This is a genomic window from Streptomyces sp. CBMA156, from assembly GCF_014596515.1.
In the GTDB taxonomy this organism is placed as follows: Bacteria; Actinomycetota; Actinomycetes; order Streptomycetales; family Streptomycetaceae; genus Kitasatospora.
The window spans coordinates 1-13,714 of record NZ_MSJQ01000044.1; the positions used below are offsets into that span (position 1 = coordinate 1).

Here is a 13,714-nt window from a genome sequence, read left to right on the forward strand (position 1 = left end):
CCGCCCTGCCCCGGCGCTTCGCCGAGGCCGGCCGGCGGGGCGGCCGGGCCCTGCTCGCGGCGACGCCGTCGCTCCCCACGACGCCCGCGGTTCCCGCCGAAGCCCTGACCTGGACCGTGGACGACGCCGTACGCACCCTGCTGCTCGCCGCCGCCCCGGCCCACGCCGACGGCCCGGCTGCCCGGGCGTCGGCCGTCTACCACGGCGGCGACGCCGCCGAACGGCGCGGCGTGCTCCGCGCACTCGGCCCCCTCGACCTGCGGGGCCCCCACGGCCTGCGGGACCACGCCCTCCCCCTGGTGGCCGACGCGCTGCGCAGCAACGACCCCCGGCTGCTGGCCGCCGCCCTGGGCCCCTACGGAGCCCGCCACCTGACGGCCCACGCCTACCGGGAGGCCGTCCTCAAGTGCCTGCACCACGGCGTTCCGCTGCGGGCCGTGGCCGGACTGCCGCACCGGGCCGACGCCGAACTGGCCCGGATGGCGCTCACCCACGCCCGCGAACTCACCAGCGCCGGACGCCCCGTGCCCAGCGACGTACGGACGCTGGCCGCGGCCGACCCCCATCCGCCCCCTCACCCGGCCGGGACCTGATGCGCATCTTCGACCCCCACATCCACATGACCTCACGCACCACCGACGACTACCAGACGATGCGCGACGCCGGAATCCGCGCGGTCGTGGAACCCGCGTTCTGGCTGGGCCAGCCGCGCTCGTCCGCCGCGAGCTTCACCGACTACTTCGACTCCCTCATCGGCTGGGAGCCCTTCCGCGCCGGCCAGTTCGGCATCCGGCACCACTGCGCCCTGGCCCTCAACCCCAAGGAGGCCAACGACCCGCGCTGCACCGCCGTCCTCGACCTGCTGCCCCGCTACCTCGACAAGGACGCGGTCGTCGCCGTCGGCGAGGTCGGCTACGACTCCCTCACCCCGGAGGAGGACCACGCCCTCGCCACCCAGCTCCGGCTCGCCATGGACCACGACCTGCCCGTCCTGGTGCACACCCCCCACCGGGACAAGGCCGTCGGCACCCGCCGCACCCTCGCCGTGCTCCGCGAGAGCGGCATCGCCCCCGAACGCGTCCTGATCGACCACCTCACCGAACTCACCGTGGCCGACGTCGCCGACACCGGCTGCTGGATGGGCTTCTCCGTCTACCCCCACACCAAGATGGACCCCCAGCGCGTCGTCCGGGTACTGGAGCGCCACGGCACCCGGCGGATGCTGGTCAACTCCGCCGCGGACTGGGGCCGCAGCGACCCGCTCGCGACCCGGCGCACGGCCGAGGCGATGCTCGCGGCGGGCTTCACCGCCGACCAGGTCGACGAGGTGATGTGGCGCAACCCGGTCGCCTTCTACGGCCAGAGCGGACGCCTCGACCTGCCCCCTGACGACCGCGAGGAGCCCCGCGACACGGTGTACCTCGGCAACTCCATCGCCCGCGGCGGCGAATAGCCCCCGCAGCAAGGAGCCCGCCCCGATGCGTCTGTGCCACCCCGACGGCAGCACCGTCCACCTCGCCTACTGCACCAACGTCCACCCCGCCGAAGACCTCGACGGCATCCTGCGCCAGCTCGCCCGCTACGCCGAACCCGTCCGCGAACGCCTCGCGGCGCCCTCCCTCGGGCTCGGCCTCTGGCTCGCCCACGACGTGGCCCGCACCCTGGCCACCGACGAGACGGGCCTGACCCGGCTGCGCCGCGAACTGACCACGCGCGGGCTCGAAGTCGTCACCCTCAACGGCTTCCCCTACCGCGGCTTCCACCAGCCCGTCGTCAAACGCGCCGTCTACCGGCCGGACTGGAGCGAACCGGCCCGCCTCGCCTACACCCTCGACCTGGCCAGGGTCCTCGCCGCGCTGCTGCCCGACGACGCCGCCCGCGGCAGCGTCTCCACCCTCCCCCTGGGCTGGCGCACCGGCTGGACCCCCGAACGCCAGGACCTCGCCCGGCGCGGCCTGGACGCGCTGGCCGAAGGCCTCGCCAAACTCGAAGCCCGCACCGGCCGCACCGTCCGGGCCGGCCTGGAACCCGAGCCCGGGTGCGTGGTCTCCACCGTGCGCGACGCCTGCGCGCGGCTCACCGGCCTCGACACCCGGCGCATCGGCGTCTGCCTGGACACCTGCCACCTCGCCGTCGACTTCGAGGACCCGCGATCCTCCCTACGCGCCCTGGCCGCCGCCGGCCTGCCCGTCGTCAAGGCCCAGCTCTCCAGCGCCCTCCAAGCCGACGAGCCGTCCGACCCCGCCGTCCGCCGGGCCCTCGCCCGCTTCGCCGAGCCCCGCTTCCTGCACCAGACCCGTGCCCGGCCGGACGGCCCCCACCCGGCGCGGTGGGACGACCTCGGCCAGGCGCTCCGCACCCCGGCCGACCAGGCCGGCCCGGGGCCGTGGCGGGTGCACTTCCACGTCCCCGTGCACGCCGAGCCCCAGCCGCCCCTCACCGCGACCGGACCGGTGCTGACCGACGCCGTCCACGCCCTCCTCCGCGGCCCGAGCCCCGTCACCGACCACCTGGAAGTCGAGACCTACACCTGGTCGGTGCTGCCGGAACGGGACCGGCCCGCCGACGACCAGGCCCTGATCACCGGCATCGCCGCCGAACTCACCTGGACCCGCGGCCAGTTGCTCGCCGCCGGACTACGGGAGCGGTCCCGGTGACCACCCGCCTGCTGGTACTCGACATCGCCGCGCTCACCCCCCGCCTGCTGCGCCACATGCCGCGCCTGCGCGCCGTCGCCGGACCGGACAGCCCCACCCGCGGGCACACCGCCCACCTCGACCCGGTCTTCCCCGCGGTCACCTGCTCCGTCCAGGCCAGCCTGCTGACCGGCCTGCCCCCGAGCCGACACGGGATCGTCGGGAACGGCTGGTACTTCCGCGACCTCGGCGAGGTGCTGCTGTGGCGCCAGCACAACGCGCTGGTGCAGGGCGAGAAGGTGTGGGACACCGCCCGGCGGACCCGCCCCGGGTACCGGGTGGCCAACATCTGCTGGTGGTACGCCATGGGGGCGGGCACCGACATCACCGTCACCCCGCGCCCCGTCTACCACGCCGACGGCCGCAAGTCCCCCGACTGCTACACCACCCCACCGGGCCTGCGCGACGAACTCACCCACGCCCTCGGCCCGTTCCCGCTCTTCGACTACTGGGGCCCGCGCGCCTCCATCGCCTCCAGCCGGTGGATCGCCCGGGCCACCGAACACGTCATCCGCACCGCGGACCCCGACCTCACCCTCGCCTACCTGCCCCACCTCGACTACGACCTCCAGCGCTTCGGCCCATACGCGCCCCAGGCCGCCGCGGCCGCCAGAGCCCTCGACACCGTCCTCGCCCCGCTGCTCGACCTGGCGCGCGAGCGCGGAACCACCGTGGTGGCCCTGTCCGAATACGGCATCACCGCGGTCGACCACCCGGTGCACATCAACCGCGCGCTGCGCGCCGCCGGCCTCCTCGCGGTGCACGCGCAGGCCGGGATGGAGCACCTCGACCCGACCACGTCGCGGGCGTTCGCCGTCGCCGACCACCAGGTCGCCCACGTCTACGTGCGCGACCCCGCCGACCTGCCCCTGGTGGAAGGCCTCGTCCGGGCGCTGCCCGGCGTGGAACGCGTCCTGGACACCGCCGGCAAGGCGGCGCACGGACTCGACCACGCCCGGGCGGGCGAACTCGTCGCCGTCGCCGCACCCGACGCCTGGTTCACCTACTACTACTGGCTCAACGACGCCCGCGCCCCGGACTTCGCCCGCTGCGTCGACATCCACCGCAAACCCGGCTACGACCCCGCCGAGCTCCTCCTCGACCCCGCCGACCGCCTGGTCGGACTCCGCGTCGCCACCGCCCTCGCCCGCCGCCGGCTCGGCCTGCGCTCCACCCTCTCCGTCATCCCCCTCGACGCCGGCCACGTCCGCGGCAGCCACGGCCGCCTCCCCGACCACCCCGACGACGGCCCCGTCCTCCTCCTCTCCGACACCACCCGGCTCCCCTGCCTCCGGCCCCGCTACGCGGCCACCGACCTGCCGGAGCTCCTCCTCCACCTCGCGGGCTGACCGGGTCCGGCGTACGGCCCGGCCGCACGCGTCCATCGGGGCCCGCCCCGGGAACCGGTGACGCAGGCGTCCGACCGCTCCCCCACCACCCGGGCGGCCGGGTTCCGTCCTCCGCCGTCGATACCGCCCTGACAGGGTGTCCGACACCCGGGTCAGATCCACCCCTCCTCCCAGGCGCGGCGTGCCGCCTCGTGGCGGGTGCGGACGGAGAGCTTGGAGATGGCGCCGGAGAGGTAGTTGCGGACGGTACCGGGGGCCAAGTGGTGCTGTTCGGCCAGGGCGCTGATGCTCTGGCCGTGGTGGACGGCGCGCAGGACGTCGAGTTCGCGGCGGGTCAGCGGGCAGGGGGTCTCGGTGAGGGCGTGGGTGGCGAGCCGGTGGTCGATGTAGCGGCCACCGGTGTGGACGTCCCGCAGGATGGCCGCCAGCCGGTCGGCGGGGGTGGTCTTGGGCACGAAGCCCTGGATACCGGCTGCCAAGGCGCGGCGGAGGACGCCCGGCCGGGCGTGACGGGTGACGAGGACGGTGGGGACGGGGCGGAGGCGGCGGATGGCCTGGGCGGCGGAGATGCCGTCGAGGTGGGGCATCTCCAGGTCCAGGAGGGCGATGTCGATCGGGTGGCGGGTGGCGGCGTCGACTGCCGCGGGGCCGTCGGCGGCCTGGGCGGTGACGGTCAGGTCGGGTTCGAGGTCGAGGAGTGCGGCGAGGGCGCCGCGGGTGAGGTCCTCGTCGTCGGCGAGCAGGATGCGGATCACTCCGGGGCCTCCCGGTGGACGTGGCCGGCCAGTTCGAAGCGGCCGTCGGGGTGGGCGGCGACGCGGATGTACCCGCCGATGGCGTTGAAGCGTTCCCGCAACCCGGCGAGGCCGCTGCCGGGGCCCCCGGAGTGCGACGGGGCACCGTCGTCGCACAGCAGGACCGGGGCACCGTCGTTGCGCAGCAGGACGCCGACCCGGCCCTCGGTGGCGGTGACGGTGATCCGGCAGTGGCGGGCACGGCTGTGGCGGAGGATGTTGGTGACACCCTCGCGGACCAGGGCCGCGAAGGCCGGCTGGAGCTGGTGCGGGATGCGGGCGGCGTCGCCGTCGACGGTGGTTCGGATCCCGGCGGCTTCCAGGAGCCCCGCGGCGTTGGCCAGTTCGGTGCCCAGGCTGGCGCGCCGGTAGCCGTGGACCACGGCCCGGGACTCCTCCAGGGCGGAGCGGGCCAGTTCGGTGATCGCCCGGAGCTGGGCGCGCGCCTCGTGGTCGCTGCGGCCGATCAGTCGCTCGGCCAACTCGCCCTTGAGCGTGATGGCCTGGAGCCGGTGGCCCTGGAGGTCGTGCAGATCGGCGGCGAACCGCAGTCGCTCCTCCGCCACGGCCAGGGCGGCCGTGGCCTCGCGTGCCTGCTCTGCCTCCAGTACCGCCCGCCACAGCCGGGCCAGCATCAGTTCCACCCCGGCGACGAACAGCACCATCCCCGCCCCGGTCGCCGCCGGCACCCCGGGCAGGTAGGGGTTGTCCGGACGCCACTGCGCCACCGCCTCGCCCAGGACCGCGCCGCCCAGCGCGACCGCCGTGAGCAGCCGGCGGCGTGCCCGGGCCGGCAGGGACAGGGCCATCGCCGCCGCCATGGCGCCGGGCAGCATCGCCCAGTCGACCGCGGTGTACGGGCGGTCGGCCTTGTCGCACCACAGCGCGATCGCCGCCGCCAGCAGCAGGAAGTTCCACCACCCTCCGGTGCCGGCGGCGGAGTCACCGCCGGAGCCCTGCCCCGGGAGGCCGCTCGGCACCGCCCGACGGGTGAGCCGGGTGTGCTGGACCCCGACGGCCACGAGGACCGGGGCGGCCACGGCCCGGCCCGTGGGGCTCAGGTTGAAGGCGGTGTCGTTCGCGGCCAGCAGCAGCCACAGGGGCCCCAGAGCGAGCAGCGTCCAGCGGGTGAGGCGGCCCAGCCGCCCCGGCTCGGCCGCACCGGGCCCCGCGGTTGTGGTGGTCATGTCCGGTCAGCCTAGGGACCGCGTCCGCTCTCTGTCTGCACCCGAACCAGCCAAAAGATCATGACAGTTGTCATGCCTCGGCCGTGACACGGCCCGAGCGGCTCATGGCATCAGCCACTACTGCCGGCGGGTGTGCCACGACAAGACTTCTCGCCATACGCAGCCCGTCGCCCGGGCGTGCGCGCGCAAGTCGTCGCGCCCGCGCACCCACCCGTGCTTCCGCAACCGCTCCAGGAGCCCGAGATGACCACCACCCGCTGGACGCGCCGGCGCACCCTCGCCGCCTCCGCCACCACCGCGATCGCCGTCGGCCTGCTGGGCCTCGGCACGGCCCCCGCGGCCCACGCCGACACCCTCCCGACCCTCTGCAACCCCACCGTGGACCACACCGTCACGGAGCCCCTCAACCTCCAGATCACCCCCCTCGTCACCGACTTCCTGATCTACAACGTCACCCCGGGCAGCGTCGGCCAGCACTCCGACGTCCTGAACCGGGTCAGCTCGGCGACCACCACCGTCGACAACAGGACCGAGATCACCGCCGGCGCGAGCGCCCTGTTCGCCAAGGTCGAGGTCAAGGTCGGCTTCTCGGTCCAGAAGACCACCTCCAGCACCGTCAGCCAGACCGTCAGCGACACCTGGACCCTCAAGGACCCCGGCCGCTACGGCCTCTACCGCGGCACCCGGGTCGTCTCCGGCCAGTACGTCAACCGCATCTGCGCCCAGACCGGCCCCACCACCGGCGTCTGGGTCACCACCTCGTCGACCCCGGGGACCTTCACCACCTACGAGGCGCCGGAGATCGGCTCGGTCGGCTGCGCGCCCGCCGAACCGGCCGGCACCGTGCGCCGGGCCGCCCAACTCCTCCTCAGCAGCTGCTGACCACACCCACCGACCCGACAACGACGGAGGAAACCGTGACGAACCCGCTGCGCCACACCAGCACCCGCCAGGGCACGGCACTGCGCGCCCTCGGCGCCGCCGCCCTCGCCTCACTGGCCGGCCTCACCCTGCTCGCCGCCCCCGCCTCGGCCTCGCCCCAGGGGCCGGCCTCCAGCGAGTGGCACGGCTACGTCTGCGACGACGGCTACTACCGGATCAGGACGCCGTTCGGGCAGCTCGTGGAGAGGAACCTCGCGAGCGACTGGGGACAGGCCATCCAGAACCCCGACACCGGCCACTACAACCAGCAGTGGAAGCTGTGCCACTTCAACTCCGACAACCAGTCGCTCATCCTCCGCAGCCGCCTGCAGGAAGGCGAGTGCCTGGGCGTGTGGAAGCAGAACCCGAACGACGGCGGCAGCGGGGGCGAAGGCGCCAACCTCAACGTGTTCGACTGCACGGGGTGGATCTACAACAACCAGATCCTGCACTTCACGCCCCTCGCGCCCGGCTCCGACCAGGTGCTGATCCGGCTCTCGCACAGCGGTTTCTTCGCGGCCCTCGCCGACCAGGCCGGCAGCACGGGTTCGGCGCTGGCCCAGTTCTCCAACCGGGCCACCGTGTTCACGCTGGAGCACCTCGCCGCGTGACGGCCCCGCCCGACCCCGGGGTCCGGCCCACGCGGCCGGCCCCGGGCCCCACACCGCCGATGACCCGGGGCCACCGGGGAGGACGGCGTCGAAGGGCGGGGTGGCCACTCGCCGCTGCCGGGGCGGGTGTTCCTGCTATCAGCCACTCCGCGGGGCGGACGGCCGCGTTCCGGCCGATCGGGCGGTGCGGGGTTGACGGGGAAATTGGTCTATGCCACTTTCTGATCGCGCGGCCCGCCACCACCTCCCCCCACCGCTCGACCCGAGGTGAAACCGGGCTCCCCTCCGCCGGTGCCGCGCGCCGCCCCCACGTCAGGAGAGGAACCCCACCCCGTGAGCACCCGAACCACCCACCGACGCCCCCGCGTTCGCGCGGCGCTCGCCGCCGCCGTCGCCGCCGGGCTCGGCGCGAGCCTCCTCGGCGCACTGCCGGCGGCCGCCGCCGGCGAGACCCTCGCCGTGCAGTACCGCAACGGCGGCAGCGGCACCGCCCAGGCCGCGCCGTGGCTCAAGGTCGTCAACACCGGCTCCGCGCCGGTCGCCCTGAACCAGGTCAGGCTGCGCTACTACTTCAAGGCCGACTCCCCCTCGGCCGCCTACCGCTTCGCCTGCGACTGGGCCGTCCGGGGCTGCGCCAACGTCACGGGCACCTTCGGCACCATCGGTGAGCCGGGTGCGGCCGCCGACCGCTACCTGGAGATCGGCTTCACCGCGGGCGCCGGCACGCTGGCCCCCGGGGCGGACAGCGGGGACCTGCAACTGCGCTTCCACCGATCCGACTGGCAGTCGGTGGAGCAGGGCGACGACTACTCCTTCGGCAACACCCAGACCGGGTACGCGAACTGGGCCAAGGTCACCGCCAGCGTCGCCGGCGCCCAGGTCTGGGGCACCGCCCCGACCGCGCCGACCGTCCCGACCGGTGCGGTGCTCTTCGACGACCTCGACTACGCCGGCCACGACGACCCGGCGCTAGCCGCCCACGGCTGGAACGCGCGCTCGGGCGGCGGCGGTCCCGGCGTGGGCGGGGCGGCCTGGGCGCCCGAGAACGTCACCTTCGCCAAGGCGGCCGGGAACTCGGTGATGACCCTGCGGACCACGACCGCCGGCACCGCGGAGTCCACCCGGCAGAGCGAGTTCCACAGCCAGGCCACGAAGTTCCGCAACGGCACGTACGCCGCCCGGGTCCGCTTCTCCGACGCCCCGGTCTCCGGCCCCGACGGCGACCACCTGGTGCAGAGCTTCTTCACGATCAACGACCTCAAGGCCCCGATGGCCGACGACTACTCCGAGTACGACTTCGAGTACCTGCCCAACGGCGGCTGGGGCGAGACCTCGAACATCTTCTTCGCCACCTCGTGGGAGACGTACGGCCCCGAGCGCTCCGACAACGTGTACACCACGGCCCGCACCTCGTTCGACGGCTGGCACGACCTCGTCCTGACCATCGACGACAGCGGCATCGTCTACTACGTCGACGGGGTCGAGTTCGCCCGCCACGACGCCCGCTACCTCCCCGAGCGGCCGATGGTGATCGCCTTCAACCAGTGGCTCACCGACCTCACCGGCCGGGCCGGCACCGAGGAGCGCGCCTACGAGGAGCAGGTGGACTACGTCCTGCACGTCAAGGACCAGGTGCTGACACCCGCCCAGGTCGGCGCCGCCGTGGCCGGCTACCGCGCCGCGGGGACGTCCTTCACCGACTCGGTCCCCGCGTCCTGATCCGACTGCCGCCGGGCCGCGGTACCTCCGGGTGGCGATCCGACCGGGCTTGGCGCCTCCGCTCCGTTCCACGGAGCCGACGGCGGCCGTCCGGGCGGATCGCCCCCGAGTCCTCGCCGCTCAGCGGGTCTCGATCACGACCTTCTCGATGACGACGTCCTGCACGGGGCGGTCGTTGCGGCCGGTCTCCGACGTCGCGATGGCGTCGACGACCTTCTGACCGGCCGCGTCGGCGACCTCACCGAAGATGGTGTGCTTGCCGGTGAGCCAGGTGGTCGGCCCGACGGTGATGAAGAACTGCGAACCGTTGGTCCCGGGCCCGGCGTTGGCCATGGCCAGCAGGTAGGGCTTGGTGAACGCCAGGTCCGGGTGGAACTCGTCCGCGAACTTGTACCCCGGTCCACCGGTCCCGTTGCCCAGCGGGTCACCGCCCTGGATCATGAAGCCCTCGATGACCCGGTGGAACACCGTGCCGTCGTACAGCGGCCCGTTGCTCGGTTGACCCGTGTTCGGGTCGACCCACTGCCGCTCGCCCGTGGCGAGTTCCACGAAGTTCTTGACCGTCTTGGGGGCGTGGTCCGGCAGCAGCCGGATCACGATGTCGCCCTTGTTGGTCTTCAGCGTCGCGTACAGCTCTTCCGCCATGTCGGTCCTTCCGTCGTCGCCCATGTGGCGCGGCCAGTCTCCTGGCTGCCCGGACCGGCCCCGGGCCGACGACACGACATCTCACCCACACGAGTGGCCCCGGGAAGCTCCCGCCGTCGGAGGCCCGCGCCTCCCACCGGTCCGGCGGAAGCAGGCCGCACGGTCGCCCGTGCGAGGGCCCGTTCACCCTGCGACACCAGGAACATGAGCGATCAGCCCACGTCGCCGCCTGCCGGCCACGATCCCCCGTCCGTCACAGCGGCAGGGACATGACCAGGTCGGTGGTGGCGAATCCGAGCGAGGTGTACAGCGCGATCGCGGTCTCGTTGTGCGCGAAGACGTGCAGTCCGATCCGTACCGCGCCGAGTTCACGCGCGAGGTCGGCGCCCGCGAGCATGACCGCCCGGCCGTAGCCTCGACCGCGCAGCCCGGCGTCGATCTCGATGTCGTGGACGAAGGCCGCGGTCTGCGTGCCGTGCGGGCGCAGGTGCAGCCAGAAGATGCCCACCCGCTCGCCGCTCACGGCGTCCCGGGCCAGACAGAGACGGGTGTCGTCGGTGGCGAGCCCGTCGGGCAGCAGCTGGGCCAGCTTCTCCGCGGACTTCGCCGCGGCCTCCTCGGCCGTCCAGTTGCCCGAAGTCACGTTGCTGGCCGCGTACTTGGCCACGATGTGCGCGAAGTAGGCCTGGAATTCGGCCTCGGTCATCGGGTCGAGTCGCACCTGCGTAGACGTCACCGTCCGGAGGCTACCCGAGGCCCGGCCGCCGCCACGGACCGGGTGCACCGCTCAGCCCACCCCAGGTCTCAGGCCGGCCGTTCATCGCGCCCGCCTCTTCGCGTACTCCTGGAGGGAGGACACCCCCGAGGCGCCGCGGCTCTCGGCCTCGATGCCCTGGACGGCGGCGGCCAGGCCCAGGACCGTCGTGACGCACGGGATGCCCCGGATCGCCGCGGCGGTGCGCAGGGCCCTGCCGTCGTCCGGGTCTCCGGGCCGGGCGGGTGCGGTGCGCGGGGTGGTGACGATGAGGTCCGGCTCGCCTGCCAGGATGCGGTCGACGGCACCGGTGCTGCGGACGGTCCTGGCGGGAACGCCGTTGCGCCGCAGGACGTCCGCGGTTCCCTCGGTGGCCAGGATCTCGAAGCCGGTGTCGGCGAGCACCTTCAGCGGCAGCACCATGGCCCGCTTGTCGCGGTCGGCGATCGACACCAGGGCCCGCCCTTTGGCGGGGAGCCGGGGGTGGGCGGCGGCCCGCGCCTTCGCGTAGGCCGCGCCGAAACCGGCGGCGATGCCCATCACCTCACCGGTGACGGCCGTCTCCGAGGCGGGTGAGGTGGCCGGGCAGCCGCCTTCGCCCGTACGGAATCCGGGCCGTGGCAGCGCCGTCGCCCTGACCGCGATCGCCGTGCCCGGCGGCGGTGTTCCACCGTCGCCGGCGGCCGGCAGTGTCCCGTCGGCGCGGAGTTCGGCGATGCCGGCTCCCAGCATGATCCGGACCGCGGCCCTGGCCAGCGGCACGCCGGTGGCCTTCGACACGAACGGCACGGTGCGGCCCGCCCCCGGGCGCGCCCCGCGCACGTGCAGCAGTCCGGCGGCCAGGGCGAACCGGACGGTGATCAGCCCGTGGGCGCCGATCCGGGTGGCCAGTGCCTCGGTGGACTCGCGGATCCGGGCGAGGTCGGCGCGGCCTAGGGTGACGGGCGGCAGGGTGCAGGCCGGGTCGCCGGAGTGGCCGTGCTCGCCCTCGACGTGCTCCGTGATGCCGCCCACGTACAGTTCCTTGCCGTCGAAGAGGGCGTCGACGTCGACCACCGTGGCGTCGTCCGGAAGCCGGTGCGGCGGGTCCGGGAGCGGCGGGGAGGCCGCTGGGGTCCCCACGATCGGCACGCCGGCCTCGGCGAGCCGGGCGGCGAGGCCGAGCGGGGTCTCGCCGCCCAGGTGCAGCAGCACTCCGGCAACCTCGCCGGTCGCCCGCTCGGCGGCCACCACTTCGAGCACGTCCTCGAAGGTGAGCGGCTCGCAGTACAGGCGGGGGCCGCCGTCATCTCCGGAGGCCGGGGTGCAGTGGACGAGGACCGGGTCGTAACCGGCGGCGGCGAGCGCGGATCCCGCGTGTGCGCGCAGGTAGTCGGAGTCGATGCCGTGGCCGGTCCGGGTCGGCCCTCCACCCAGGATGATGATCTTCGGTGGGGTTTCGGTGGACGGCCGCGAGAGTGCCTCGGTCTCCGCGGCGTAGCTGGAGTAGCGGCATCCGGCCGAGGTGGCGGGGTACGCGGGGCGGATGCCGAGGACCCGGCGCAGCTCCCGCACCGCCTCCTCCGACATCCCGCGCAGCCGGGCGATCCGGGCGTCCGACAGGCCGTACCGCTTCGCCAGCCGCAGGGTCTGCGGCAGGGCGGCGGCGCGCTCCTCGGCGACCAGCCGCGCCACCTGCTCGATGCGCGCGATCTGCTCCAGGAACCACGGGTCGATGCCGGTGGCAGCGGTCAGTTCGTCGACGGTGGCACCGGCCCGGATGGCCTGGTGCACCTGGTGCATCTGGTTGATGCCGCCCTCGGTGTCGAACGGGCGCAGCGCCTTGTTGAGAGCCTCGGGGAAGGACCGGCCGATCGCCACCGACTCTCTCCCTGACACGAACCGGGACACTCTGACGACCACGTGGTCCGGGCTCGGCTCGCCGATGGGCGGGGGCTGCGCGATGGTCTCGTCGCGGAGCCCGTTCAGGCGACGTTCGGGCAAGTGGAGTTCGCGCAAGGTGTGCCCGAGCGCCAGCCTGGTCGTGATCCGGGCGAGCGGGAGGCCGGTGGCCGTGGCGGCCGGCGCGCTGGAACGGGTCGCCACGGGCTTCGTCGCGACCACGGCCATCCGGCCGGTGCGTGGGTCGACCGCGAACCGGACGGTGCAGCCGCCGGTGACGCCGAGCCCGGCCGTCACGGCCGCGGCGGTGTCGCTTAGCCGCCGGTGGTCCCGTTCGGAGAGCGTCATGGCCGGGGTGACCGCGATGAAGTCGCCCGCGTGGCTGCCCATCGGCTCCAGGTACTCGGTCGAGCAGACGACGGCCATGTCGCCGTCGCGGTCACGCAGGAGCTCCAGCTCGAACGCCTTCCAGCCGAGCAGGGATTCCTCCAGCAGCACCTCGCCGGCTGGGCCCGCGATCAGCACGGTGTCGGCCAGGGCGGACAGCTCCCGCCGGTCGTGCGCGACGCGCAGGCCGGTGCCCCCCGTGTGGTGGGCGGGCCCTACGATCACCGGGTAGCCCAGGTCGTCCGCCGCCGCCTGACACTGCGCCGGCGATCGGCAGATCACACCACGCGCCACCTCGGCGCCGGCCCGCCGGGCGATCCGCCGGAACGCGCCCCGGTCCCGGGCGGCCCGGATGGCGTCGATGCCGGCGCCGATCAGCTCGACGCCGTAGCGCGCGAGCACTCCGGACTCGTGCAGGGCGAGCGCGATGGCCAGTGCGGTCCGCCCACCGACGGTGGGCAGCAGGGCATCCGGCCGCTCCTTGGCGATGACCTTCTCCACGGTCTCGGCCGTCACCGGTTCCAGGTAGGTGGCGTCGGCCAGTTCGGGGTCGGTGGTGATCGTCGCCGGGTTGCTGTCGACGACCGTGACGCGGAGCCCCTCCTCCCTGAGCACCCGGCACGCCTGGGTTCCCGCCGAGTCGAGTTCGGCTGCCTGGCCGGTGGTGACCGGCCCGGGTCCGACCACCAGCACCGACCCCGGTGCACTGCGCCGTGGCACGGGTCCCACCTCCCTTTCTGGTTCCGGTCGGACGGCCTTCCCCGGGGCAC

12 protein-coding genes are annotated in these 13,714 nt (G+C 74.1%); 7 read left to right on the forward strand and 5 right to left on the reverse strand.

Annotated elements, in window-relative coordinates; genetic code table 11:
- The 4 genes from BU198_RS03155 to BU198_RS03170 all read left to right on the forward strand — a co-directional run.
- Positions 1-593 (forward strand): EboA domain-containing protein (locus BU198_RS03155; protein WP_223243860.1); only part of this gene is annotated, 593 nt, incomplete at its 5' end.
- Entirely contained in the window at positions 593-1,453 is an 861-nt protein-coding gene (locus BU198_RS03160; RefSeq protein WP_188295273.1) for a TatD family hydrolase, read from the forward strand. The genes BU198_RS03155 and BU198_RS03160, both read left to right, overlap by 1 nt.
- A gap of 25 nt (positions 1,454-1,478) precedes the next feature.
- Positions 1,479-2,657: a metabolite traffic protein EboE gene (gene eboE, locus BU198_RS03165; protein WP_188295274.1), complete on the forward strand. Its 1,179-nt coding sequence runs from the start codon at positions 1,479-1,481 to the stop codon at positions 2,655-2,657.
- Positions 2,658-2,713: 56 nt separating this feature from the next.
- Positions 2,714-4,045 carry an alkaline phosphatase family protein gene (locus BU198_RS03170; RefSeq protein WP_411293131.1) on the forward strand — a complete coding sequence of 444 codons (1,332 nt, stop codon included), beginning with the start codon at positions 2,714-2,716 and terminating at the stop codon, positions 4,043-4,045.
- Positions 4,046-4,197: 152 nt separating this feature from the next.
- Here BU198_RS03170 and BU198_RS03175 read toward each other — a convergent pair whose 3' ends face one another.
- Positions 4,198-4,800 carry a response regulator gene (locus BU198_RS03175; protein WP_188295276.1) on the reverse strand — a complete coding sequence of 201 codons (603 nt, stop codon included), beginning with the start codon at positions 4,798-4,800 and terminating at the stop codon, positions 4,198-4,200.
- Positions 4,797-6,026 carry a sensor histidine kinase gene (locus tag BU198_RS03180; RefSeq protein ID WP_188295277.1) on the reverse strand — a complete coding sequence of 410 codons (1,230 nt, stop codon included), beginning with the start codon at positions 6,024-6,026 and terminating at the stop codon, positions 4,797-4,799. Before BU198_RS03180 ends, BU198_RS03175 begins: the two co-directional genes overlap by 4 nt.
- Positions 6,027-6,269: 243 nt before the next feature.
- Between BU198_RS03180 and BU198_RS03185 the strand changes: the two genes are divergently transcribed.
- The 3 genes from BU198_RS03185 (at position 6,270) to BU198_RS03195 (ending at position 9,277) form a co-directional block, all read left to right on the forward strand.
- Positions 6,270-6,908, forward strand: coding sequence for a hypothetical protein (locus BU198_RS03185; RefSeq protein ID WP_188295278.1), 639 nt, complete (start codon positions 6,270-6,272; stop codon positions 6,906-6,908).
- A gap of 35 nt (positions 6,909-6,943) precedes the next feature.
- Positions 6,944-7,558, forward strand: a complete 615-nt coding sequence (locus BU198_RS03190) for an RICIN domain-containing protein (protein ID WP_188295279.1) — start codon at positions 6,944-6,946, stop codon at positions 7,556-7,558.
- A 333-nt stretch (positions 7,559-7,891) separates the two neighbouring features.
- Positions 7,892-9,277: a cellulose binding domain-containing protein gene (locus BU198_RS03195; RefSeq protein ID WP_188295280.1), complete on the forward strand. Its 1,386-nt coding sequence runs from the start codon at positions 7,892-7,894 to the stop codon at positions 9,275-9,277.
- A gap of 120 nt (positions 9,278-9,397) precedes the next feature.
- Here the strand turns inward: BU198_RS03195 and BU198_RS03200 are convergent, their stop codons facing one another.
- From BU198_RS03200 to carB, 3 genes are all read right to left on the reverse strand, one after another.
- Positions 9,398-9,922: a peptidylprolyl isomerase gene (locus BU198_RS03200; protein ID WP_188295281.1), complete on the reverse strand. Its 525-nt coding sequence runs from the start codon at positions 9,920-9,922 to the stop codon at positions 9,398-9,400.
- Positions 9,923-10,175: 253 nt separating this feature from the next.
- Entirely contained in the window at positions 10,176-10,658 is a 483-nt protein-coding gene (locus tag BU198_RS03205; protein ID WP_188295282.1) for a GNAT family N-acetyltransferase, read from the reverse strand.
- Positions 10,659-10,739: 81 nt separating this feature from the next.
- Entirely contained in the window at positions 10,740-13,664 is a 2,925-nt protein-coding gene (gene carB, locus BU198_RS03210) for a carbamoyl phosphate synthase large subunit (protein WP_188295283.1), read from the reverse strand.
- Between the last annotated feature and the right edge of the window lie 50 nt (positions 13,665-13,714).

Excerpts from the sequence above, each read along its gene's own strand:
- BU198_RS03160 (WP_188295273.1), top strand. The coding sequence starts at position 593 with ATGCGCATCTTCGACCCCCACATCCACATGACCTCACGCACCACCGAC.
- eboE (WP_188295274.1), top strand. The coding sequence starts at position 1,479 with ATGCGTCTGTGCCACCCCGACGGCAGCACCGTCCACCTCGCCTACTGC.
- BU198_RS03170 (WP_411293131.1), top strand. The coding sequence starts at position 2,714 with ATGCCGCGCCTGCGCGCCGTCGCCGGACCGGACAGCCCCACCCGCGGG.
- BU198_RS03180 (WP_188295277.1), bottom strand. The coding sequence starts at position 6,026 with ATGACCACCACAACCGCGGGGCCCGGTGCGGCCGAGCCGGGGCGGCTG.
- BU198_RS03185 (WP_188295278.1), top strand. The coding sequence starts at position 6,270 with ATGACCACCACCCGCTGGACGCGCCGGCGCACCCTCGCCGCCTCCGCC.
- BU198_RS03200 (WP_188295281.1), bottom strand. The coding sequence starts at position 9,922 with ATGGCGGAAGAGCTGTACGCGACGCTGAAGACCAACAAGGGCGACATC.